We start from the raw sequence: 22887 nt of genomic DNA, 5'->3' as shown, positions 1-22887 counted from the left end.
CCTCAACGCCTTCCAGATCGCCTTCGATGGCCGCCTGACCCCCACCAACCAGCGATAACCTAACAACCAAGATCAGCCGTTAAGTTGACACACCCCGGACGGTGGCCGAGATCGAGGGGATGGGATTTCGTGTGCTTCTTGCGCCGCTCCTCGAAGCTGGACGGCACCGCTGGTGGAGCGCGGCGCGGCCGGACGAGATCGCCAAGGAGTTCAACAGTCTGCTGCGGGACCCCGAGGTGCGTGCGCCTCGGCGGCCGCGGTGTCCTCGCCGGTGATGCAGGGTCGGTCGTATCGAGGCAGTGGCACGCTGCGAGGGTGACAGCAGGCTGGGCCAGTGGCCGCCAGCATAGTCGGCTCAGAGGGATGTCCTGGTCGTCTTCTCCGAAAGGGCAAGCAGGTCCAGGCTGTTCAGGATGTCGGCCCGCAGAGGATCGGTGTCGGGCAGGTCGAGTTGGTCGCTCAGGGACAGTGCGTCGTGCCAGGCGTCGCGAGCGGCGTCGGGGCGGGCGTCTTGCTGGTAGGTCGTTGCCAGCAGGGCGAGCTCTCTGGCCGCGTTCAGCCGGTCGCCGGTCTGGCGGAACAGGGCGGCGGCCTGCCGGTAGTGGAGCGCCGCCTCTTGATACTCCCCGAGGCGCGAGTGGACGTACCCGAGGCTGTCGCGGATGTGCGCCTGCCCGTTGATGTCATGCGCCTTCTGTGCCAGGGCGAGGGATTCGCGGCAATGGGTCGACGCCTGGGAGTGATCGCCGAGTTGGGCGAGGACCCAGCCGATGTGGTTGAGAGCGGCGGACTGTCCGGCGATGTCGTCGCCCGCCCGGTAGTACTTCAGGCTGTGTCGCGCGTGTGTGAGGGCTCTGTGGTGGAGGCCTTCGGACTCGAAGAGGCGGGACAGGTGCTGGTGGATCCTGGCTCGTCCCGGGTGGCTGCCCAGTTCGGCGTAGAGGGCAAGGGCCCGGAGGTAGTGGGAGCGGGCCTCGGCCGGGTGGTCGAGTCGGTCCAGGGCGAGTCCGAGTCCGCGGTGCGCGTCGGCCTGCGCCGCTTTGTTGTGATGCCGGCGGGCGGTTTCGAGTGCCGTCGACTGAGAGGTGGCCAGGGCCTGCCAGTGTCCGTTCCGGTCGAGGAAGGTGATGAGCGTCGACGCCAGTTCCCAGGTGTCCGGAGCGGGTGACCGGGCCACGAGGGCGAGCAGGATGGGGTACTCGGCGGTGAACCACTTCAGGGCGTCCTGGTGGTCGGCGAGTTGCTGCGCGGTGGCCTCGATCTGGGCGGCCCGCGGGGTCAGCAGGGCGTCGGCTCTTCTGGCCGTGCGCAGGTAGTGGTCGGTCATTCGCCGGGTGGCCCGCCCGTGGTCGGTGTCCTGGGCGTGGCTGAGTTCGGCGGCGTAGGCGCGCAGCAGGTCGTGCCAGCTGTAGCGGCCGGGCAGGTACTCGGTGAGCAGGTGCGCGCGGGTCAGTTCGTCCAGCTGGGTCCGGGTCGTCGGCAGGGGCAGGCCGGACAGCGCGGCGGCTGCCGGTGGCGCGATGTCGGGCCCGGGATGCAGTCCCAGCAGGCGGAACATGCGCGCCGTATCGGCGTCCAGGGCGCGATAGGACCAGGAGAACACCGCGCGCAGCTGGGTGGCCGGGTCTCCCGCGTCCAGGGCGTCGAGGCGATCGGCGTCCGCGCGCAGTTGCTCTGCCAGCAGGGCGAGCGGGAAGTGCGGCCGGGCGGCGGCGCGGGCGGCCACCACAGCCAAGGCGAACGGCAGACCGGCGCAGCGGGTGGTGATCTCCCGCGCCGCTTGGGGCTCGGCGGCGATGCGGGAATCGCCGAGTCGGGCCCTGAGCAGCGCGCAGGCCTGGTCGGTGGTGAGCGGCTCGACGGTGAGCAGCCGCGCGCCCACGGCCACAGCGAGCCCGGTGAGGCGATTGCGGCTGGTCACCAGCGTGAAAGAGCCCGGGGCGCCGGGCAGCAGGGGGCGCACCTGTTCCGTGTCTCGGGCGTTGTCGAGGAGGACGAGGACCTTCCGATCCGCCAGCAGGCTCCGGTACAGAGCGGTCCGCTCCTCCAGAGCGGCGGGCACGCGGTCCGGTTGGACCCCGAGGGCGCTGAGAAAGCCGCCTACCGCCTCCGCCGGGTCCGTCGGAGCGGCCGAGGGGTCGAACCCGCGCAGATTGGCGTACAACTGGCCGTCGGGGAAGTCGTGGCGGGCTCGGTGCGCCCAGTGCACGGCCAGTGTGGTCTTGCCGACTCCCGCCGTGCCGCACAGGACGGCGATGCCGGAAGCGCGGGCCTGTTCGTCCAGTTGGGCCACTTCGTCCTGGCGGCAGGTGAACACCGTTACAGTTGCCGGAAGTTGGGCCGGTGGTGTGCCCCTTTCCGGGGGTGGGCCGGGTGTTGTCCGGGCGGGCCGGTCCGGTCCGGGAGCGGAGGTCTGGCCCGCGGGTGGGGCGGGGGCCGGGTGAAGGACGGTGGCCTGGATCTGCCGCAGCGCCGGGCCCGGTTCGATGCCCAGTTCACTGGCCAGCCGGTGCCGTACGTCCTGGTAGTGGGCGAGTGCTTCGGCGGCGCGGCCACTGTGGTGCAGGGCGAGCATCATCTGCCCGGCGAGGCGTTCGTCCAGGGGGTGTGCAGCGGAGCGGACGCGCAGGCTGGGGAGTGACTCGGAGTGCCGTCCGAGGCGTAATCGTACGTCGTCGAGGTCGAGTTGGGCAGCGAACCGTTCCTGCTCGAGGGTGTCGCGCATCGAGTTGAACCAAGGGGTGTCGAACGAGCCGAAGGCTTCGCCGGTCCACCGCGCCAGAGCGTCCTCCAGCAGGACCACGGCGTTGTGGTCGTCGCACTCACGGCCTCTGGCGACCAGGCGGCGGAAGTCGTGGACGTCCACGGTTGCCGTGGGAGCCAGGGCGAGGACGTAGCCGCCCGCCTGTCGGGTGATGGCCATCTCGGTGGTGGTGGAAAGGGCCTGGCGCAGTCGGGAGACGTAGCCGTGGAGCGTGGCACGGGCCTGCCGTGGCGGTCTCTGGCCCCAGACACGTTCGGTGAGCTCGTTGGTGGTGACGGGATGGCCGGTGTCCATGAGGAGTGCGGCGAGGACGCTGCGCTGCCGGGCGTGGCCCAGAGGTGCGGGATGTCCGTCGATGTGCGACTGGATGCTGCCGAGCACTGTGAGATGCACCGTCATGACCGTATACCTTCCAAATGTCGGTTCCACCCCCCTTGTCATACCTGCCCGGCAAGACCGTTTCAAGGTTCGTCCAAGCCTTCCCCTGGAACCGTCGGACACAGTGAGGGCCCTGGAACCGACGTCGTGATCGGGGGACGCGTTGAGCAGGCCACGAGCTGGGGCACCGGAGCGACGCCGTGACTTCCGCCTGTACTGGCTGGCCGGCGTGACGGATCAACTCGGCACGCATGCAGCCGAGTTGACCCTCGTGCTGCTCGTGCTGACGGCCGGCGGGAATGCGGCGACGGCGGGCCTGCTGGGGACGCTCGCACTGGCCGTCCCCACCGTGCTCGGGCCGGTCGCCGGCGTGGCCGCCGACCGCTGGTCACGGCGGCTGCTCATGCTCTCCTCGGCAGCGGTCGCGTTCACCGCGTTCGGTGTGCTGACGTCGGCGGTTTTCCTCGGCCGCGTCACGGTGCCGTCGCTGTTCGCGGTGGCCGCGGTAGAGAGTGCCGCCGGAGCGGTCTACACGGCGGCGGCCCGTGGCGCGATCCGGGCGGTGCTGCCGCCGGACGACCCGAGCAGTGCGGTGGCCGCGCTCCAGGCTCGCGATCAGGGGGCCGCCCTGCTGGGCCCGTTCCTGGGCGGCGCGCTGTATCAACTGGCCCGCTGGGCCCCGTTCGCGGCCAACACCCTGTCCTACGCCGGGACCGCGCTGTGCATCCGTGCCATCCGCACCGAGCTGTCGGTGCCGGGCGGTCCCTCCCGGACGAAGTCGCTGCGGGACTCCACCCGGGAGGGGCTGGGGTTCGTGTGGCGTCAGCCGTTCCTGCGATTCGCCCTGGTGTGGGGCGCGGGCGTCAACGCCGTGTTTACGGCCGCCTACTACTTCGTGCTGATCGCTGCGCGGACGCACGGCGCCTCGCCCGCCTCGGTCGGACTGATGCTCAGCCTGGCCAGCGGGTGCGGCCTGGCGGGCGCGCTGGTGACGCCCCGGGTGCTGCGCCGAGTGCCCGCAGGGCGGCTCGTCGTGGGCTGTTCGCTCGCCATGGTGGCGCTGGTCGCACCGCTCGGCGCGGTGCGCTCCCTCTGGGCCTACGGCGTGCTCTTCGGTGCCGCGTTGTTCGTCGGGCCGATGCTGAGCGTGCTGTTCCAGAGCCGGGCGATCACGCTCGTCCCCTCCGAGCTGCAAGGCCGTACCGGTGCCGTCCTGGAAAGCGCCGCGAACGCGGCACAGCTCCTCGCCCCCGTCACGGCCGGCCTGTTGACCGCACTGCTGGCCCCGGCGGCCGTCGGACTGCTCCTGGCAGCACTCCTGCTGGCCCTGGCGGGATACGCGCACGGCGGCCGCAGGCATCTCGACGACCTGCCGTCCGCACCGCTTCCGACCCCCGTGGCACAGGGAGACTGACGTGGAAACGCATATGCTCGTAGCACCCTGCACACTGCCCTCCATCGCCGAACTCGCCCCGGACCGCGGGTGTTTCGTCGGAGCAGCCGAAGACCGGTGCGAGATCTTCGCCTGGGACCTGGCCCGGGGCACGGCTCGGCGGGTGACCGACCGGCCAGGACTCGGAACCGATGTCGCGGACGTGGAGCCGGGCGGCGAGTTTTTGTGGTGGTTCGACGACGATCCTGCCGGGCGCGGAACCTGGCGGATCCAGCCGTGGGCAGGCGGCCCGGACACACCGGCCCTGGCGGACACGGCACCCGCACTGAACGCGGGGCTGGCGATGGCCGCCGACGGCACCGCCGCCATAGGACTGATCGACGAGCGCGGGTTCTCCGTCCACCTCCGTACACCGGACGGACAGACACACACCGTCCTGACGGCAGCGGGCGGCGGTGAACTGATCGACGTGTCGCCCGACGGCTCGCTCCTGGTGGTGGAGCAGGAGACGGCCGTACGCGTACTGGACTGTTCGGGCACCGCAGTGGGCGAGTTGCCCGGTCCGCTCTGGTCACCCGGCTTCCGGCCGACGGCCGGTCCTCCCCTGCTCCTGCTGCTGGCCGAGACCGACGACGGCTATGGGCTGTGGACCTGGACACGAAACGAAGGACAGCGCTCGGTCGACTGGTGCCGCTTCGAGTCGGAGGCGTCGGCAAGCTGGACCTCCGACGGCCGGGTACTGGTCCGGCACGACAGGAACGGCCGCAGCGATCTCTTCCTGCTCGATCTGCAACGCCGGCGGCGCGTCACACTGCCCGTTCCCTCCGGAACCGTGCTCGACGCCCGGATGCAGCCCGGAGACGACCTGCACCTCGTGCGGACGGACACCACGACACCGCCCGCACTGTGGACCTCCTCCGGCCGCCGGCCACCCGGAGCACCGGACCTCCCGCCCCTCGAACTGCCGATGACCTTGGGCGACCGATGGACCGCCGGACCCGACGGACGGATCCACACCCTGTTCACCGCTCCGGCCGACCGGCCGCCACCGTGGCCCACGGTCTTCCTTGTGCACGGCGGCCCCTTCCAGCAGGACCGGGACGCCTACGACCCCGCCGTGGTGCTGCTGACGGCCTCCGGGTTCGCGGTCGCACGGGTCAACTACCGCGGCTCCACCGGCTACGGCCCCGCCTGGCGCAACGCCTTCACCGCCGGCGTGGGTCTGCCCCAGGTCGCCGATCTCGCGGCGGTCCGCGCCGACCTCGTCGGCGAGGGCCTCGCCGACCCCGCCCGGACCGGACTGGCGGGCTGGTCCTGGGGCGGCTACCTCACCCTCCTCGCCCTCGGCACCCAGCCCGAAATGTGGCAAGCGGGAGCGGCCGCCTACCCCGTCGCTGACAGCGTCGCCGCGTTCCGCGCCGGCACCCCGGCGCTGCGGTCACTGGACACCCGGCTCTTCCGCGGCACCCCCGACGAACAGCCACACCGGTACGCGCAGGCGTCCCCGATGACCTACGTCGACGCCGTACGCGCCCCGGTGCTGCTGGTGGCCGGCTCCAGCGACGTCAGGTGCCCGCCGGAGCAGGTGAGGCGCTACGCGCAGGCGTTGCGTGCACGAGGGCACACCCCCGAACTGCTGGAAGTGGACACCGGACACGACAGCCGCCTGGCGGAGGAACAGGCGACGGTGCTCACCGCCGTCGTGTCGTTCCTCGGCGCGCACCTGGGCGGCACGCGACTGGATGGCCACATCGATGCCCGAGCCGTGTGACACCCACGAGGCTCCGCCGGGCCCCGTCCCGGCGGCCACTACCGATCCGATCCGGAGAGGAGGTGAACAGCGTGCGTAAAGCCGTCGTCCACAACGACCCGCTCGACCTCAAGAACCAGTCACGGGCCAACCGGCCGATCATCGTCATCATCGTCAGCTCATGACACGCGGACGCCGGGACGGCCCGAGGGCCGTCCCGGCAGTCCTGGACCCACCACCACAGCCATCCGGCCTCCCTACCCCGCCAACGGACCTCGGCCATCCGGGAGTCACAGTGAACATCGTCCTCGTCAACATGCCCTGGGCGCTCCTCGACGTGCCCTCCCTCGCGGTGGGCATCCTGCGCCGCAGCGCCAAGCAAGCCCTTCCGGACGCCGAGGTGACCGTCGTCCACGGCAATCTCGACTACGTCGACTGGCTCCTCGAACAGCGTGAGTTCACCCTCGCCCAATTCAACCTGCTCGCTCTGGACAGCTACTTCAGCGGCCTCGGCGACTGGGTCTTCTCCTCCGCGCTCTATCCCGACGACGCTCCCGAGCGGCGGATCAAGGAAATGAGCGAACAACTTCCGCTGAGCGACACCGATCGAGACATGGCCATCGAACTGCACCGCTCGGCACCGCAGTTCGTCACCGAGCTGTCCCGACGCATCCTCGCCCTCGCCCCGGACGTAGTCGGCTTCACCTCGACCTTCCAGCAGAACACCGCCTCCCTGGCCACCGCCCGCGCAGTAAAACTCGCCGCCCCCCAGGTGGCCACGGTGTTCGGCGGTGCGAACTGCGACGGCCCCCAAGGGGCGGCTTTGCACCGCAACTTCGACTTCGTCGACTACGTGGTCCGAGGCGAGGGCGAGCACGCCTTCCCCGCCCTGCTGACGGCGCTGACGAAGCACACCCCCGCTCCCGAGACGCTCACCGCCATCCCGGGACTGTGTCACCGCCAGGGCGGCACCACACTGGCCAACCCCATGAGCACCAAGCCACTGCGCCCGGCCGACATCGTCTCACCCGACTACGACGGGTACTTCGAGCGCCTGGAGGAGTCCAAGGCACGTGACTGGGTGGAACCGAAGCTCGTGGTCGAAGGCTCACGCGGCTGCTGGTGGGGCGAGAAACACCACTGCACCTTCTGCGGGCTCAACGGATCGTTCATGGAATTCCGCAGCAAGAGCCCGGACGCCTTCTACGACGAGGTCATCCGTCAGGTCGAACGCCACCAGGTCCTCGACATGTACGTCGTCGACAACATCCTCGACATGAAGTACCTGTCCACCGTGCTGCCCAGGCTCGAGGACAGCGACTACGACCTCAGGCTGCAGTTCGAGATCAAGTCGAACCTGCGCCGCGAACAGCTCGCGACCCTGTACCGGGCGGGCCTGGTCAACGTCCAGCCGGGCATCGAGAGTCTGAGCAGCCGGGTGCTGAAGCTGATGGACAAAGGCGTCACCGGCTGTCTGAACGTCCGAATGCTGCGCGACGCCGAGACCGTGGGCCTGTCGGTGTCCTGGAACTATCTCTACGGCTTCCCGGGCGAGCGCCCGGAGGACTACCTGCCGCTCGTGGCCCAGTTCCCCGCCCTGCACCATCTGGCGCCCATGGAAGGCGTGGCCCGGATCGTCACCGAACGGTTCAGCCCCAACTTCGACCGGCCCGAGTTCGGCTTCCAGCCGCTCAAACCGGACGCCCAGTACCGCCGCAACTACAACCTGCCCGAATCCGAACTGCTCGACTTCGGGTACCTGTTCACCAGCCCGCACCGCGGCATCGAGGACACCACCAGCGATCTCCTCAAGTCCGCCGGCGACCGTTGGCAGGAAGAGCACGTCCACAGCAGGCTGAGCGCGGTGGACCTTGACGACCGGATCGTCCTGGTCAGTCGCCGCAAGGACTTCGACTGGACCACGATGACCCTCGACAACCCCTTCGAGGTGACCGTGTTCCGCCTTCTGGACCAGCCGCACACCGTGCCGTCACTGCTGCGCAAGCTGAGCGCGCAAGCCTCCGCGACAACGATGGAAGCACTGCTGGCCGACTGGCTACGCCTCGGCCTGGTCTTCACCGACGACGAGCACTGGGTGCACGTCGTACCGACGGCCGCCAACCAGGAACTCCTGCGCTTCGAGCGGATCTTCGACACCCGACGCAAGGGCACCACCGACGACGAACCGGAACCCGAGCCGAGTCTCGCGGGCTGACACGAGGAGTACGCGCGATGCCGACCACGGCCCCCCTCACCCTTACGACCTGGCGCGACCACGACGAAGAGGTTCTGCAACTCCCGGCAATGCAACCGCGGGTGACGGTAATGGCAGAGTCCGCCACCCCGGCCGGGACCGCCGCCGACCTCTACCGCACAGGCGTCCGCCGGGTCGCTCTGGACCGCCCCGCCGACCTGTCCGGGGCCACCGGGGCCCGTGCCATCGTCTCGACAATGCTGCTGCTGGGCGAACTCACCAGCTGGGGCATCGTCGTCGACTGGGACGTGGCCCTGGGAGCGGACCCGGAGATCTGGCGGTCGTTCAATCACCTCCATCCGCCGCGGCAGATCCTGGACACGACGGACACGAAGACAGCGGAGGACATCCGGCAGGAGTGGCGCTCGACCTTCTACGTGGGCAAGTGCGTCTATCGCAAGGGCCCGGGCTTCATACAGGTCCGCGACCGCCGAGCCGGGGGCTCGCTGGCCCGCTACACACTGGACGATCCCGCGTATCTGGAAGCCGTCGACCAACTCTCGCAAGGCTGTCCGGCCGACGCCGTCACCTCCGACGTCCTGGACCACCTGGTCGGCGAAAGCCTCGCGGGACGAGCCGGACGCCTCGCCTGGTGGCTCCCCTACCGGGTCCGTCGCTGGCCATGGCCCTCGTTCGCGGTCTGACATCCTCAACAGGACGGGGCCTTGATCCTTTCAGCTCAGCTCAGCTCATGTGCAATCAACGGATGACTGACACCGATGTCGACCTCGGCTACGTCGCCACCCCCCTCCGGGATGCTGGTGCTGCGGACGGCGGGCTGGATCGACTACTGGTCACACATGGGCCGTCGTGTCCCCGGTCGTGGTGTAACCGATCACGGTCCGTCGCTTCCGCTTTGGAGCCGTCCGGTACTTGCCGTAGCCAGCCGTCGTGCGATCACCGCCGGTCCCGGCGCGGCGAGCCGCAACAGGGCCTCCGGCGAGGGCGACTCGGGCCGCGACCTGGAGATTCCGTCAGGCTGATCGGCTACACCACTCGGCGAGACGCCATCCATGGGCCGGCCGCTGTCGGAGCGAGCCAGAACCGCGGTGGCCGCCGGCGGCGGCCACCGCGAGCTCGCTGGCGACCGCGTGCTGCCACTGCTTCAGCAGACTCCGCGCCGTTCGCACCATCCGTACCGGGATTCGCGGGTGATCCTTCGGCCGCAGCGACACCGCGACCACTTCCACCGACGACACCACCCCCCAGCCGAGCACCGCGCACAGCCAGCCGTCAGCGGCTTGCCAAGATCACTAGCAGAGTCCCGGTATTGCGCGTCGAGTGGATGAGTCCGGTGGCGTGCGCCCAGCACACCGAGGACGGCAAAGGCGAGGACGACGGAGCAGAAACCGGAGAGCGAGTCGCCCACCGGGTCGAACTGGGCCCGGCCGGCCCGCGTCATGTGCGGCCATGCGCTGGCGGTGCGCGCCACGTCCATGACGCTCAGCGCCAGACCGAACGCCACGGCGATGAGGGCGGTGATCCAACCCGCTCCCTACGGCGCCGATGTGTATACCTCCGGGCCCGCCGGCGGTCTGAGCGTCTCTCCGCTCGCCGGTACGAGAGATCTCCGTGCAGACAGGTTCGTCCTTTCGCCGTCAGTTGTGTGCTCCTTTCGGGCTTGCCGGAGTGCGGAGTACGGGCGGTCCTCACAGCATGAGGTCTGGCGACCACACCGTTTGCTGGCGCGTACGGCCGATGCCTCTGGGTTGCCGCCGACACCACTTCGGAAGGACGACATGCCCATACGCAACCGCGGCACAGCTGCCGCCGCCGCGATGTTCCTGGCCGGCTTTACGATGCTGTGCGCGGCTCCGGCCCACAGCATGCCCGGCGTCGACACCCCCGGTCACAAGCCTTCAGCGGGCAAGGACGGCGCCCCGCTCCCGAACCGCTCTCAGCTCGGTCTGTCCCCGGCACGGATGCCCGACAAAGGGATGCTCAGACGCGCGCAGAGCGGCGCGCACACCGTCGCCTCCGGGGACACACTGTGGGACATCGCCCGGCGCACCCTCGGCAGCGGAATGCGGTGGGACAGCGTCTACGCCCTCAACGAGCACGCCATCGAGGATGCAGCCCGTCGGCACGGGTACGCCTCCAGCGACCGAGGCCACTGGATCTTCCCGGGAACCGAGCTTGCGATCCCTCAGCCCGATCGCGCGCGGACGCAGCCGTCGTCCCGGTTCGAGCCCGCTCCATGCCCCACCACCTACGGACCACTGAAGGACACCCGCTGCGGCTTCCTCGTCGTACCGGAAGACCGGGCCCACCCGTCCACGCGGACCCTTCGCCTGGCCGTTGCGCTCGTGTCCTCGCAATCGCCGAAACCGCGCCGCGATCCGATCGTGTTCCTCACCGGCGGCCCCGGCGCGGACGCACTGGGGAACATATCCGAACTCACCGACGCCGGCCTGAACCGTGACCGCGACATGGTCGTCCTGTCCCAGCGCGGGACGTACTCCTCCCAGCGGCCGTTGACGTGCCCTGAGATCGACCAGTTCTACGCGGACCGCGTCCACCTCCGCTACGACGCACCCTCCACCGGAGGCCGGTACGCCCAGGCGGCGGCCCGGTGCCACGAGCGCCTGACAGCCCAGGGAGTCGACCCAGCCGCCTACAACACCAGTGAGAACGCCGCCGACCTGGCGGACCTGCGCAAGGTTTTGGGCATTCAAGATTGGAACGTCCTGTCGCACTCCTACGGGACGCAGCTGGCGCTGACCTACATGCGCATGTTCCCCGAGGGGATCCGCTCGGTGACCGTCGACGGCGTCGTGCCGCCGTCAGAGGCGACACCCGGATGGACATGGAGCAGCATGAAGGAGGCGTTCGACAACATCGTCAGCGCCTGCGCGGCCCAGCCCTCTTGCCGGCAACACTACCCGGACATCGGTGCCACCTTCCTGCGCATGGTGCGTCAGCTCGAAGCCCAACCGGTCACCACCTACGCGACAGCGCCGCAGGTCGGCAAGGTCAAGGTGGTCCTGGACGGCGGGGCGCTCCTCAACTGGCTGGTGCGTGCCAGCCACGCCCCCGACGACTTCCCGCTGGCCGTGGACGAACTGGCCCACGGCCACCCTGGCCGCATCGCCGAGCAATGGGCGGCGGCCTGGATTCCCGGCTCACAGGGGAAGTTCGCACACGGGTTCTCGCTGAGCGTGTGGTGCAGCGAATGGGTGCCGTTCGAAACCCCGGGCGAGCAGCTCGCCAAGGGACAGCGAGCCTTTCCCGAGCTCCCCCGCTCGGTCCTCGCGCAGGCGCCCCAGCTGCCGTTCCTGCGGCAGGCATGCCAGGAATGGAACGTCCCCAAGGCGCCCGACTCCATTCGTGCGGTCACTCGAAGCAACATCCCCACTCTTGCCATCTCCGGGAGTTTCGACGCCCAGACCGGGGCCCAGTGGGGGCGCTACGTGGCCCGCACGCTCCCCCGCTCCACCGTGGTGACGCTGGCCGGGGTCGCCCACGGGACCTTCGACAATCCGTGCGGGGCAGAGGTGATCACGTCCTTCTTCGACAACCCCGACCACCCCGACACGCGGTGCGTGAGTTCCGTGAAGCCGCCGACGTTCGTCATCGGCAGTGAGGGAGCCGGTTCGTGAAGGAGGATGTACTGTCGGCCGGATCCGACACTGTGCGCCGTGCTTCGTCGGAACAGGGCAGTGCCACGCCATGGTCTCGCCGCGGCTTTCTCGGCGCTGCGGCAGCGGTGGGCTGCGCGACCATCTCGCCGGGGCAGGCGGCCGCCGCGGCCGCAGCGCCGAAATCCACCGTCCACGGCGGTGGCACCGGCCCTACCGCCAGCTCACCGTTCAGCGCCCTCGACGCCAAGATCCAGGCGAGCATGCGGGCGTATGCGATTCCCGGAGCGGCAGTGGGCGTGCTCTGGGACGGCCAAGACTACGTCAAAGGCTACGGCGTCACCAACGTCGACCATCCGGTTCCCGTCGACGGCGACACCGTCTTCCGTATCGGTTCGACCACCAAGACCTTCACCGGAACAGCGATGATGCGGCTGGTCGAACGTGGCGACGTCGACCTGGACGCCCCGGTGCGCCGCTACCTTGCCGATTTCGCGGTGGCCGACCCTTACGCCTCGGCCCAGGTCACCGTACGGCAGCTGCTCAACCACAGCGCCGGATGGCTCGGTGACGACTACCAGGACTTCGGTCCCGGCGACGACGCGCTGGCCCGCTTCGTGGCGTCGATGGCACGACTTCCCCAACTCACCCCTCCTGGCGAGGTGTTCGCCTACAACAACGCGGCGCTGTGCGCGGCCGGCCGGATCATCGAGGTGGTCACGGGCACGACGTACGAGGCTGCCGTTCGCAAACTGGTCATCGATCCACTCGAACTCGGCCACAGCCGCTTCTCCAGCGACGAGATCGTCGGCTTCAACATCGCGGCGTCGCACGACGTCATCGACGGCAAGGCCGTCCTGGAGCCGTCCTTCTGGCCTCAGCCACGAAGCCTCGCCCCGACCGGAGGCCTGGTCTCCAGCGTGCGCGACCAGCTGAACTGGGCCCGCTTCCACCTGGGAGACGGTACGGCCCCCGACGGCACTCGACTGCTCAGCGAGCAGTCGCTGGAACAGATGCGCTCCAAGCCCGGCCCCGGCGGCACCCTGGTCGTGGAACTCGACGGCATGGGAATCACCTGGATGCTGCGCCCGACCGCCCAAGGACCGCGGATCGTGCAGCACGGTGGAACCTGGCCGGGGCAGATCTCGGGCTTCATGATGGTTCCGAGCCGCGGCTTCGCACTGACCCTGCTGACCAACTCGCAAGGCGGGACAGCGCTCCGGGACGAGCTGTTCACCGACGACTGGGCCCTCAGCCTGTTCGCCGGCGTGACCAACCTCCCGGCCACCGCCAGGACCTTCAGCGGCCCGCAACTGGCACCGTACGAGGGCTCCTACATTGCTCAGCGGATCAACGACAAGGGAGCCATGGAGGACACCGTCATCACACTGACCCAGCACAACGGGCGGCTGCGCGGCACCCAGACGGTCCAGGACCCGAGCAGCCAAGCCGCTGCCGAGGAAGAGGACGCGGGCCAGAGCCAGAGCAGCGACGTCGGGGCCGCCTTCTACCGCGCCGACTTCGCACTGGACCTCGATCCCGACGGCCAGCCGATCGGCACCCGCTCCAACTTCGTGCGTGGACCGGACGGGAAGGTCCTCTGGTGGCGCAACCACGGACGGCTGCATCGCCACCAGACCGGCTGACCCGGCGGCCGTGGAGCGGGTTTGTCGGGTCTTCGAACTTGGGCGGTGTGCCTCGACGCATGCGCTGACTGACTGTCGCAGTCAGGAGGGTTTTCAGGCTGGCCCCCGGACAAGGCGCCGGTCCCGCACGTGGCCATCGACGTCGGCCACCTACCGGGCCGCGATCCCCACCGGCCTGCCGAACGCCGTCGTCGTGGTCGACCACTTCCACATCGTGCAGCTCGCGAACAAGATGCTGTCCCTGGTCCGGCGCCGCACCACCGCGGAGATCACGGTCGGCGCGGACGCGCCACCGACCCCGAGTGGAAGGCTCGCCGACGGCTCCTGGGCAACCGCGAGGACCTCACCGACGAGCAATTCGCGACGATGTGGAACCCGCTGCTGGACGAGGGGAAGATCGGACAGACGCTGCTGGCCGCCTGGATCGCTAAGGAAAGCCTGCGCACCCTCCTCGCTATGGCCCGCACAGGCGCGGACCGCCACCACATCGGCCAGGCCCGCTACAAATTCCTCACCCGGTGCGCGGACGCCGACATCCCGGAAGTGCGTACCCTCGCCACCACCGTGGACCGCTGGTGGAACGAGATCGCCGCGTTCATCGACACCGGACACAGCAACGCCAAAAGCGAGGCCATCAACCGCGTCATCAAGCTTGTCGCCCGACGTTGTCGCCGCGGCCGAACGGCAAGCCGCCCCGCCTCTCCTACCTACACCGGTGCTGCGAAGTGCACCGCCGGGTTGAACGGCATCCGGGTATGCGGCGCCCTCGTTCAACACCACGCGGCCAGCGGCTCGTAGCTGCCACACCGCCCACTCCAGAGGTCGTTCTCCTTCCCGCACCTCGTGTGGGTACCGCGTCTTCGGCACGTCGACGTCTGAGCTGACGCCGGCCCCGAGTTCTTGGTTCCTCTCGTGGTTCCCGCGCCGCCCCGGTGGCCGCTGCTCAAAACGTGCCGGGGCTGTGGTGCAGGGCTGTGGGCGCACCGGCGGACTGGCTGCCCTCGTCACCGAGGCTGATGGTGTCGGCAGCGGTCAGCTGGACCACGTACAGGTGGCCGCTCTCGCATTGCAGCGAGGTGTCCGAGCGGTTGGTCGCGTGGCTGGTGGCCGCAACGAACGCGGCCGTCGTGCCGCGCACCGACCGTAGTTCCAGGGCTTCTGTGCAGCCGACCTCGCGGCCGGTGCCAACCTCCTTGATGTTGCTGACCTGTTTGCCGGCCAGTTCGCCCACCTGGGCGGTGTGCAGGGTGAGGGTCACGGTGAACGACGCGGTGCGCGGGTGCTGTTGGCCGTCCGCGTCGGGGTTGCCCGGCCCCGTGCCGGTCCAGACGCCCGCCCATGCGGCGGAGAGGGCGGGCGCGGAGGACGATGTGGTCGGGGAGGCGGTGGAGCCTTCACCGGCCGCCTCCTTGCCGAACGGGTGCCACAGCAGGACGCCGGTCACCAGGGCGGCTGCCGCGAGGACGGAGGCGGTGACGGTCCAGCGGGCTCGGCGGCGTGCGCCGCCCTCCCTGTGGGGGGCGGGGGCGCTGTGCGGCCCGAACCCGGCCGGCCTGGCGGTGTCGGGGGTGAACGGACCGTACGGCGTGGGGGTGTCCGGCGCCGGCTGGCCGTACAGTGCCGGGGTGTTGGGGGGCGACGCGTGCGGCGTGGCGGGGCTCGCGTGGTCGAGGTGTGGTGTCAGGGACACCGTGCCGGCGGTCGCCGGCACGGGCGGTCTTCCGCCCGCGGACGTCACCGCGTCCGACAGCGCCTGCTCCTGGACGTGTGGCGGTACGGCGCACCGGAGTGCGACCTCCTTCTCGCGGGCGGCGAGGTCAGCGCCGAGTCCGGGCGGGAGCGCATCCTTCCACGTGTCAGCCACCGGAGCGGGCCCGCGCTCCTGAGCGGCCACCCGTGGGTCGTTGGCGGCCCGCCTCCGGCGCAGCCGGGCAGCCAACTCGGCGCTGTCCGGCCGGTCCTCGGGCCGCTTCGCCAGGCAGTCGCTGATCACCGGGGCCAGTTCGGCCGGTACACCGTCCAGGCGGGGCGGCTCGTGGACGATGCGGTAGAGCAGGGAGGCAGCCGAGGGCTGCTCACCGGGATACTCGAAGGGACCGGAGCCGGTCGCGGCGAACACCAGGACCGCGCCCAGGGAGAAGATGTCGCCCGCCTCGGCGATGGCACCCCCGGCGGCCTGTTCGGGAGCGAGGTAGCCGGGCGAGCCGATGACACCGCCGGTGCTGGTGTGGCGGGAGTCGTCCGCGGCCCTGGCGATGCCGAAGTCGATGAGCATGGGCCGGTCGCGGCCGAGCAGGACGTTGGACGGTTTGACGTCCCGATGGGTGAGCCCGCAGGCGTGCACGGCGGCCAGCGCCGCTGCGAGTTCCGCGGCCAGCGTGCGCAGGGCGGCGGGCGGCAGCGCCCCGTGCCCGGCGACCCAGTCGGAGAGGGCAGGCGCGGCGACGTACTCGGTGACCAGCCACAACGGGCGGTGGCCAGGCGGGCTGAAGTCCACCACCGAAACGGTCCACGGGGAGCGGACGCGGTCGCTGGTGCGGATCTCCCGGGCGAAACGCCGCTCGAAGTCCGGGGCCGCGGCGAGGTCGGGCCGGACCGTCTTCAGCGCCAGGGGGCGGCCGGTCGGCGTGCGCGACAGATAGACCTGCCCCATTCCGCCGGCGCCGAGCCGCGCCAGCAGCGGATAGCCGCCGATCGCGGCCGGATCCGTGCTCTCCAACGACTGCACCTGGCCTCCCCCTGGTCACCTCGCCCCGTGAGAGAAGCAGGATAGTGGGCGGCCCCGGCCGGTGTATGTGCGCGGCCGCGCGGAAGCCTACGCAGGTCGTGACCTTCTCGTCCGAGGAGCTCACAGCGGTCCTGAAGTGGAATCCTCGGATGCGAGCGATCCACGAAAGCCTCGGCGCGACGATCATCGATGCGTCCAAACGGGCTGCGAAAGCGCCGGTCGCTCTCTGTGATCGCGATGTTTCCGCTACGACCCGTGCGGTCGCCAAGTCCGGGCAAGCGTAAGACCCCTGGTAGAAACGATCTTGCGACGGATTGTCCTGACCGAGGGCCTCACGTGTCGACCAGTGTCACATGCACCGCGGTGCTCGATGTGAAGCGGTCCACCGCCGAGCACCTGGCCCGGCTGCTGCGCGACCACCGCATCGCGGCCGGAACCCGCAAGGGCCCGGACGGCTGGCCGATCTGGGTCTCACCGGTTTGTCCGGGCAGGGGGCACGACACCACCTGCGCCCGCCATCACGGTCTGATCGACGGCCTCAACCGCATAGCTGCCGAGCTGGACATGCCGACCCTCGTCGACCTCGACCACGAGAACGTCGGCGACGGCCTTCCGCCACCCGCACAGAAGCCCGCCGGAGGCGGGCTGACCGAAGCCCAGCAGACCTACGCTAAGGTCATCCGCGGCATCCACGGCGTCTGCGAGCGGGCCAACTCCCTGCTCAAGGCCACCTTCAAAGCCCTGTGCAGAGTCGGCCTCGACCCCAGCCGCATCACGAAGATCGGCGCCGCAGCCCTCGTCCTGCTCCAGCTCGAGTACGACCGCACCATCTGAACGATCACACAACGGCATGATCCGTTACCGGGAAAGACCTACTCTCTGCGCTCGTGGCGCACATAGACGCCAAGCTCAGCAGCGAATACTTCACGAGAGTCCTGTGTTGGCTCCGGAGACGACGACGGTGGCCCCCTCCGGGAAGTGTTCGGGGTTGCCGAGCAGCGCGGCGAGAGCGGTGGCTCCGCCGGGTTCGGCCACGATGCGTAGCCGCTGAGCCACAGCAGTGCGCGGGCGGCGGCTATGTCCTCGCCTGCGACAGTGAGGGTCTTCATGCCGAGCGAGAGGCCGACAGCGGTGGCGATGCGGCCCGCCCGGCGGGCACCCAGGCTGCCCAGGGCGATCCCGTCGACTTCCACGTCCACTGGTTTGCCTGCCTCCAGCGAGCTGATGTGAGCCAGGGCGCTGAGGACGGTTCGGCTACGGTCACAGTTGTCCCGCGGCGGGTCCGTGGTCTGGGCCGGGTGCGCTTGGGCAGGGCGATCAGACGCTGATAGGTGTCGTGGCGGGGGGTGTGTCCTCTTCCACGGTTTCGGGGGCCGTGGTGGTGCGGTGGGTACGCTCGATGGCCTGGCCCCAGTACGTTCCGGCGAGCATGAGAGCGGCTCCGAGGCAGGCCCACGCGGTGAGCCGTTCGCCGCCGAGAGTGATCCCGATGGCGACGGCCCAGATCGGCTCGGTGCCCAGCAGCAGGCTGGCCCGGCTGGCGGAGGTGCGTTGCACGGCCCAGGTCTGGGCAAGGAAGGCGAACACACTGCAGAACAGGGCGAGGTAGATCAGCTGCGACCACGTGGTGGCGCTGCTGTGGGCCAGGTCAGGCAGGTCAGTGAGCGCGGACGGCAGGAACAACGCCGAGCCGACGACGGTCTGGGCGCTCGTCAGGTGCAGCGGGTCCATGGGCTGGCGAGCGCTGAGCCGTCCGACGAGCGCGACGTGCCCGGCCCGCACGAGCGCGGCGGCGAGCATCAGGGCGTCGCCGACCCGCAGCGCGTGCAGCCCAGTGCCGCAGGTGAGCAGGGCGACGGCCAGCACGCACAGGCCGGCGGCGAGGAAGAAGGTCCCGGGCAGTGTGCGGCGGCCCGCGGTGCGGTCCAGGAGCGGTGTCAGCACGATGGTCAGGCTGATGATCAGCCCGGCGTTCGCGGCGCTGGTGTGGGCGACCCCGTAGGTCTCCAGTGCCAGAACGGCCGCCTGGGTGACCCCCAGCAGCGACCCGGCGCGGACCTCGGCGCGGGTGAAACGGCGCACCGGGCGACGTGAGGCGACCACGGCTGCGCACGCGAGCGCGGAGATGGCGTACCGGGCGAACAGGACGGTGGTCACCGGCAGCGCGCCGGTGAGCGTCTTGGCGGCCAGGTAGCTGGAACCCCAGACCAGCGCGACGAGGAACAGCACTGCGTCGGAACGGCGTGCATCAGACATACCCCCACGCTGCACCACCAGCACGTTGAAGACCAGCACCAGCTTCTTAAACAAACCTGTAGCAGTCCTACACTGTGTGCATGGATGAGCGACAACTCACGATCCTGCGGGAACTGGGGGAACTGGGCAGTGTCAGCGCGGTCGCCGAGGCACTACGTGTGACGCCTTCCGCGATCTCCCAGCAACTGCGCCTCTTGCAGCGCTCGATGCCCGTCGCGCTCACCGAGCGCGACGGGCGCCGGGTGGTTTTGACCGAAGCCGGGCAGGCCCTGGCCCGCGCGGCCATCGAGGTGGAGACCGCCCTGGCCCGGGCACGGCACACCGTGACCGACTTCGCCGAGCAGCCCGACGGCGAGGTGTCGCTGGCGGCATTCCACAGCGCAGCCTCCGCGTTCTTCCCCCTGCTGCTGCGCGGCCTCGCCGGGCCCGGCGTGCCACGACTGGCTCTGGCCGACGAAGATGTCGCTCAGGACCGCTTTCCCGCCCTTACCCGTGACTACGACCTCGTTCTCGCCCATCGCCTCGAGCATGGACCGCCCTGGCCGCGCACCGTCACCGTCAGCACCCTGCTGCGAGAGCCGCTCGACGTCGCCCTGCCGACCGGTCACCCGCTGGCCTCCAAGACGCTGCTCTTGCCGCATGACGTGGCAGACCAACCCTGGATCACCGTCCATGACGGCTTCCCGCTGCTCTCCACGATCGAAGCCATCGCCAGCGTTGCCAACCGCCGCCTCGCCATCGCCCATCGCATCAACGATTTCGCCGTGGCCGCCGAGGCCGTAGCCGCCGGCGGCGGCCTGGCTCTGATGCCACGCTGGACGGCCCGCGAGCACCCGGACCTCGTGCTGAGACCCTTGGGCGCAGTCCACGCCCGACGCCACATCGACATTCTTCACCGGCCGGAACGCACCGCACGACGGGCCGTGCGAACCGTCCTCGCCGAGTTGCACCACGCCGCCGCACAGATCCAAGGGGAGGACACCCAGGGTTAATCACTTGAGGGTGCCCGGGTTTCTTGACGACCGGTGCGGGACGCCTGGCTCAGGTCCCGGCCTGAAGTCTGAACCGAACGCAGGAGCGTGGACAGGTGCCTCAGTGGTCGGCTCCGGAAGTCCTTCGGGGGTTGGCTTGAGCACTCGTCTTGTGGAGTCCAGGTAGCGGAGCGGACGTGCCATCGGTGTCGTTGCGCATGACACCAGCACGGCTCATCAGCTGGGAGATCCGGATGTGGGCCCGGTCTGTGGCAGCGGACGTACCCGGTTTCCGTCCACGGTGTCGGCTGGTTGGTCGTTGCGGGTCAGCCGCGCACCGCAGCCAGGCACTCGTCGTACAGGTCCATGATTTCGCCGATGCCGTCGTTGGCGACCCAGGTCATCGATGCGGCATCCAGGCACGCGAACGCCGTCGCGATCACCGCGCGGGCCTTCGCGCCCTCGTTGCCGGTAGCTGCGTCCATACGGGTCTCGATGAGTGGCAGCAGGTTCTCCTGGAACCGCAGTCGCTTTTCGAGCCAGCCGGCACGCAGCGAGGCGGTGTTGTGCAGGAGGCGGAACCGCTCCAGGGCCTGTTCTCGGCTGTCGTGCAAGGCCAGTACGGCAGCAACCCCTGCGCGCAGGGCCTCCCAGACACCGGCATCGGCGGGCTGTTCGCTGATCGTGTCCATCAGGACCTGCCCGAACCGGTCCTGGCCGCCGCCGAGAAGGTCCTCCTTGGTGCCGAAGTAGCGGAAGAGGGTGCGCTGGGAGACGCCGGCCTCCCGGGCGATCTGGGCGATGGTCGTCTCGTCGTAGCCCTGCTCGGTGAACAGGCGCAGCGCCGTCGTGAGGATCTCCTGGGAAGCCAGCTGCCGTGTCCGGTCCCACAGCGTGGCCGGTGCGCCCGTCGCTGACTTGGCTTCCTGCTTCATGCCACCAGACTAGCCCAGCACTGCCATAGCGACAGCCACATAATGTTTGGCAGTCGCTGCCAAGCTGCCGTACGCTGCCAGTCGGCGGCACGGCACCGCCCACGGCCCCACGTGCAGAGCCGCCCCCGCCCACAAGTACGCAAAGGAGCGCATCATGTCTGCACCCACAGCTTTGATCACCGGTGGAACCAGCGGCATCGGCAAGGCGACAGCCGAACTACTCCACTCCCGCGGCTATCGCGTCATGGTCACCGGCCTCGGCAATGCCGCCGACGCCGGACTTCCCGAAGACGTCACGGCTGTCCGGGCCGACGCACGGTCCCTGCCGGACATCGACCAGGCGATGGATCAGGCACGTCGGCAACTCGGCTCCCTCGACCTGCTCTTCCTCAACGCGGGCATCTCCCGCCCCGGCCCGATCGAATCAACCGACGAAGACACCTTCGACGCCCTGTTCGACATCAACGTCAAGGGCAACTTCTTCACCCTGCAAAAAGCACTCCCACTCCTCAATGAGGGAGCCTCGGTCGTGTTCACCGTGGGCGCCGCCGAAGGACTCGGAGCCGCCATGACAGCCGCCAAGGGCGCACTGCTGCCCCTCATGCGATCCCTCGCGCTCGAACTCGCCCCCCGCCGCATCCGCGTCAACGCCGTCAGCCCAGGACTGATCAACACCCCCGCCTACAGCAAGATGGGCGTCTCCCGGGAAATGATCGACTCCTGGGCCCGGGACGTCCCGCTCGGCCGCGTCGGCGCTCCCACCGACATCGCCGAAGCCGTGGCCTTCCTCGCCTCGGACGCCGCCGGCTACATCACCGGCGACAACCTCACCGTCTCCGGCGGCATCGGTGTTCACACCCACCCCTGAGGAGTAATTGCGCTCGGCCCTGGAAGGTTCACCGGGTCCGATGCTCAGGCTGTGGCCCCTGGCGAGCCAACGGCCCGTGCGGGCAGCCGGCCCCGCCACTTCGTTTCTCCACCACGGATAGATGGGCCGCCCTCCTTCCATGCCCGTGTGCTCCGCCGTGCCCTTGGAACTGACCGCTGCCGAGCGCCACCGGCTCAAGAAGATGGCCTACGGCCACAAGACCCCGCACCAGTCACGCCAGCGGGCGACGATCGTGCTCATGGCAGCACGAGGTCGCAGCAACGCCCAGATCGCCGCCGAGACCCACCTGCACGTGGACACCGTGCGCTGCTGGCGCGGCCGATTCACGGCCGGCCGAGTGCCCGCCCTGGCCGACCGCAAGCGGTCGGGGCGGCCTCCGACGTTCACCGCGCTGCAGATCGCCGAAGTTAAAGCACTGGCCTGCCAGTTGCCCACCGAGTCCGGAGCCCCGCTCTCGCGCACTGTGCGCCGTGGCTCAGGGACGACGCACTCAAGCCCTGGCAGCACCGTTCCTGGATCTTCACCCGCGACCCGAACTTCCGCGCCACCGCTCAACGGGTCCTGGACCTGTACGCGCGCATATTCGACGGCACCCCGCTCGCAGAGGACGAGTACGTCATCTCCGCAGACCAGAAGACCTCCATCCAGGCCCGCTGTCGCTGCCATCCCCCCCTGGTCCCGGGCCAGGCCCGTTCGATGCGCGTCAACCACACCTACAGGCGCGGCGGAGCCCTGGCCTACCTGGCCGCCTACGACATCCACCGGGCCGAGGTCTTCGGCCGCTGCGAACAGACCACAGGCATCGTGCCGTTCATGAGACTGGTTGAGCAGGTGATGGGCAACGAACCCTACGCCAGCGCGAAACGGGTCTTCTTCATCGTCGACAACGGCTCCTCGCACCGCGGCAGGCCGGCCATCGACCGCCTGGCCTCCCGGTTCCCGAACGCCGTCATGCTCCACACACCCGTCCACGCCTCCTGGCTGAACCAGATAGAGATCTTCTTCTCCATCGTGCAGCGCAAGGTTGTCTCACCCAACGACTTCTCAGACCTCGACGAAGTCCGAAACCGGCTCCGAGCATTCGAACACCGCTACAACGCCACGGCACAGCCATTCCAGTGGAGGTTCACCACCACCGACCTGGACGATCTGCTGGCCAGGTTCGACCGGCACACCGCCCGTCACCAGGAAGAATCCTCCACCGCGCCGGCAGCGTGATCAACCCCCGAAGGACTTCCGAAGCCGACCACTAAGAGCTCGCGCAGATAGGCGCACTCATGGGCGGTGGTTCGGGCGGTCGTCCCAGCGGTGGGTGGTCCACGCGCGGCGGATTAGGCTACGGACG

15 protein-coding genes and 2 pseudogenes are annotated in these 22887 nt (G+C 69.5%); 13 read left to right on the top strand and 4 right to left on the bottom strand.

Going from position 1 to position 22887, the window contains the following annotated elements; translation table 11 throughout:
* Positions 1-355 precede the first annotated feature (355 nt).
* Positions 356-3163 (bottom strand): BTAD domain-containing putative transcriptional regulator, encoded by a 2808-nt coding sequence (locus tag ACIRVK_RS42745; RefSeq protein WP_404257123.1) that lies wholly within the window; start codon positions 3161-3163, stop codon positions 356-358.
* A gap of 142 nt (positions 3164-3305) precedes the next feature.
* Between ACIRVK_RS42745 and ACIRVK_RS42740 the strand changes: the two genes are divergently transcribed.
* The 8 genes and pseudogenes from ACIRVK_RS42740 to ACIRVK_RS42705 all read left to right on the top strand — a co-directional run bounded on the left by ACIRVK_RS42740 (position 3306) and on the right by ACIRVK_RS42705 (position 14561).
* Positions 3306-4556, top strand: a complete 1251-nt coding sequence (locus ACIRVK_RS42740; protein WP_404257121.1) for an MFS transporter — start codon at positions 3306-3308, stop codon at positions 4554-4556.
* A 13-nt stretch (positions 4557-4569) separates the two neighbouring features.
* Complete coding sequence (locus ACIRVK_RS42735; protein ID WP_404257120.1) at positions 4570-6306, top strand: prolyl oligopeptidase family serine peptidase; 1737 nt, start codon at positions 4570-4572, stop codon at positions 6304-6306.
* Positions 6307-6580: 274 nt separating this feature from the next.
* Complete coding sequence (locus ACIRVK_RS42730; protein ID WP_404257118.1) at positions 6581-8500, top strand: RiPP maturation radical SAM C-methyltransferase; 1920 nt, start codon at positions 6581-6583, stop codon at positions 8498-8500.
* A 110-nt stretch (positions 8501-8610) separates the two neighbouring features.
* Positions 8611-9183 (top strand): DUF5825 family protein, encoded by a 573-nt coding sequence (locus ACIRVK_RS42725; protein WP_404257116.1) that lies wholly within the window; start codon positions 8611-8613, stop codon positions 9181-9183.
* Positions 9184-10278: 1095 nt separating this feature from the next.
* Positions 10279-12138, top strand: coding sequence for an alpha/beta fold hydrolase (locus ACIRVK_RS42720; RefSeq protein WP_404257114.1), 1860 nt, complete (start codon positions 10279-10281; stop codon positions 12136-12138).
* The gene (locus tag ACIRVK_RS42715; RefSeq protein ID WP_404257112.1) at positions 12135-13763 is read left to right on the top strand and encodes a serine hydrolase domain-containing protein; all 1629 of its coding nucleotides are present in this window, start codon (positions 12135-12137) and stop codon (positions 13761-13763) included. Before ACIRVK_RS42720 ends, ACIRVK_RS42715 begins: the two co-directional genes overlap by 4 nt.
* A pseudogene (locus ACIRVK_RS42710) lies at positions 13696-13977 on the top strand (hypothetical protein); the annotation flags it as partial. The gene ACIRVK_RS42715 and the pseudogene ACIRVK_RS42710, both read left to right, overlap by 68 nt.
* A complete protein-coding gene (locus ACIRVK_RS42705) occupies positions 13893-14561 on the top strand; it encodes a transposase (protein WP_404257110.1) in 669 nt (222 codons plus the stop codon). The pseudogene ACIRVK_RS42710 and the gene ACIRVK_RS42705, both read left to right, overlap by 85 nt.
* A gap of 145 nt (positions 14562-14706) precedes the next feature.
* Here ACIRVK_RS42705 and ACIRVK_RS42700 read toward each other — a convergent pair whose 3' ends face one another.
* The gene (locus ACIRVK_RS42700; RefSeq protein WP_404257108.1) at positions 14707-16491 is read right to left on the bottom strand and encodes a protein kinase; all 1785 of its coding nucleotides are present in this window, start codon (positions 16489-16491) and stop codon (positions 14707-14709) included.
* A 336-nt stretch (positions 16492-16827) separates the two neighbouring features.
* On the opposite strand from ACIRVK_RS42700, the gene ACIRVK_RS42695 reads away from it, so the two are divergent.
* The gene (locus tag ACIRVK_RS42695) at positions 16828-17325 is read left to right on the top strand and encodes a transposase family protein (protein WP_404257106.1); all 498 of its coding nucleotides are present in this window, start codon (positions 16828-16830) and stop codon (positions 17323-17325) included.
* A gap of 483 nt (positions 17326-17808) precedes the next feature.
* On the opposite strand, the gene ACIRVK_RS42690 is transcribed toward ACIRVK_RS42695, so the two are convergent.
* Complete coding sequence (locus ACIRVK_RS42690) at positions 17809-18747, bottom strand: DMT family transporter (protein WP_404257105.1); 939 nt, start codon at positions 18745-18747, stop codon at positions 17809-17811.
* 80 nt (positions 18748-18827) lie between these two features.
* Here ACIRVK_RS42690 and ACIRVK_RS42685 point away from each other — a divergent pair, with 80 nt between their 5' ends.
* On the top strand, positions 18828-19739 hold the full coding sequence (locus ACIRVK_RS42685) for a LysR family transcriptional regulator (RefSeq protein ID WP_404257103.1): 912 nt from the start codon (positions 18828-18830) through the stop codon (positions 19737-19739).
* A 305-nt stretch (positions 19740-20044) separates the two neighbouring features.
* Here the strand turns inward: ACIRVK_RS42685 and ACIRVK_RS42680 are convergent, their stop codons facing one another.
* Positions 20045-20653, bottom strand: coding sequence for a TetR/AcrR family transcriptional regulator (locus ACIRVK_RS42680; protein WP_404257101.1), 609 nt, complete (start codon positions 20651-20653; stop codon positions 20045-20047).
* Between the two features lie 154 nt (positions 20654-20807).
* On the opposite strand from ACIRVK_RS42680, the gene ACIRVK_RS42675 reads away from it, so the two are divergent.
* The 3 genes and pseudogenes from ACIRVK_RS42675 (at position 20808) to ACIRVK_RS42665 (ending at position 22760) form a co-directional block, all read left to right on the top strand.
* Positions 20808-21521 (top strand): SDR family NAD(P)-dependent oxidoreductase, encoded by a 714-nt coding sequence (locus ACIRVK_RS42675; protein ID WP_404257099.1) that lies wholly within the window; start codon positions 20808-20810, stop codon positions 21519-21521.
* 121 nt (positions 21522-21642) lie between these two features.
* Positions 21643-21954: pseudogene (locus tag ACIRVK_RS42670) on the top strand (helix-turn-helix domain-containing protein); the annotation flags it as partial.
* 284 nt (positions 21955-22238) lie between these two features.
* On the top strand, positions 22239-22760 hold the full coding sequence (locus ACIRVK_RS42665; RefSeq protein WP_404257097.1) for a transposase: 522 nt from the start codon (positions 22239-22241) through the stop codon (positions 22758-22760).
* Positions 22761-22887: the final 127 nt, after the last annotated feature.

Source organism: Streptomyces sp. NPDC101152 (genome assembly GCF_044768275.1).
GTDB lineage: Bacteria > Actinomycetota > Actinomycetes > Streptomycetales > Streptomycetaceae > Streptomyces.
The sequence above is the reverse complement of the archived record's forward strand: the minus strand, read 5'-3'. Positions and strand labels throughout refer to the sequence as shown.

Excerpts from the sequence above, each read along its gene's own strand:
- ACIRVK_RS42690 (WP_404257105.1), bottom strand. The coding sequence starts at position 18,747 with ATGTCTGATGCACGCCGTTCCGACGCAGTGCTGTTCCTCGTCGCGCTG.
- ACIRVK_RS42675 (WP_404257099.1), top strand. The coding sequence starts at position 20,808 with ATGTCTGCACCCACAGCTTTGATCACCGGTGGAACCAGCGGCATCGGC.
- ACIRVK_RS42745 (WP_404257123.1), bottom strand. The coding sequence starts at position 3,163 with ATGACGGTGCATCTCACAGTGCTCGGCAGCATCCAGTCGCACATCGAC.
- ACIRVK_RS42720 (WP_404257114.1), top strand. The coding sequence starts at position 10,279 with ATGCCCATACGCAACCGCGGCACAGCTGCCGCCGCCGCGATGTTCCTG.
- ACIRVK_RS42685 (WP_404257103.1), top strand. The coding sequence starts at position 18,828 with ATGGATGAGCGACAACTCACGATCCTGCGGGAACTGGGGGAACTGGGC.
- ACIRVK_RS42680 (WP_404257101.1), bottom strand. The coding sequence starts at position 20,653 with ATGAAGCAGGAAGCCAAGTCAGCGACGGGCGCACCGGCCACGCTGTGG.
- ACIRVK_RS42725 (WP_404257116.1), top strand. The coding sequence starts at position 8,611 with ATGGCAGAGTCCGCCACCCCGGCCGGGACCGCCGCCGACCTCTACCGC.
- ACIRVK_RS42665 (WP_404257097.1), top strand. The coding sequence starts at position 22,239 with ATGCGCGTCAACCACACCTACAGGCGCGGCGGAGCCCTGGCCTACCTG.
- ACIRVK_RS42735 (WP_404257120.1), top strand. The coding sequence starts at position 4,570 with ATGCTCGTAGCACCCTGCACACTGCCCTCCATCGCCGAACTCGCCCCG.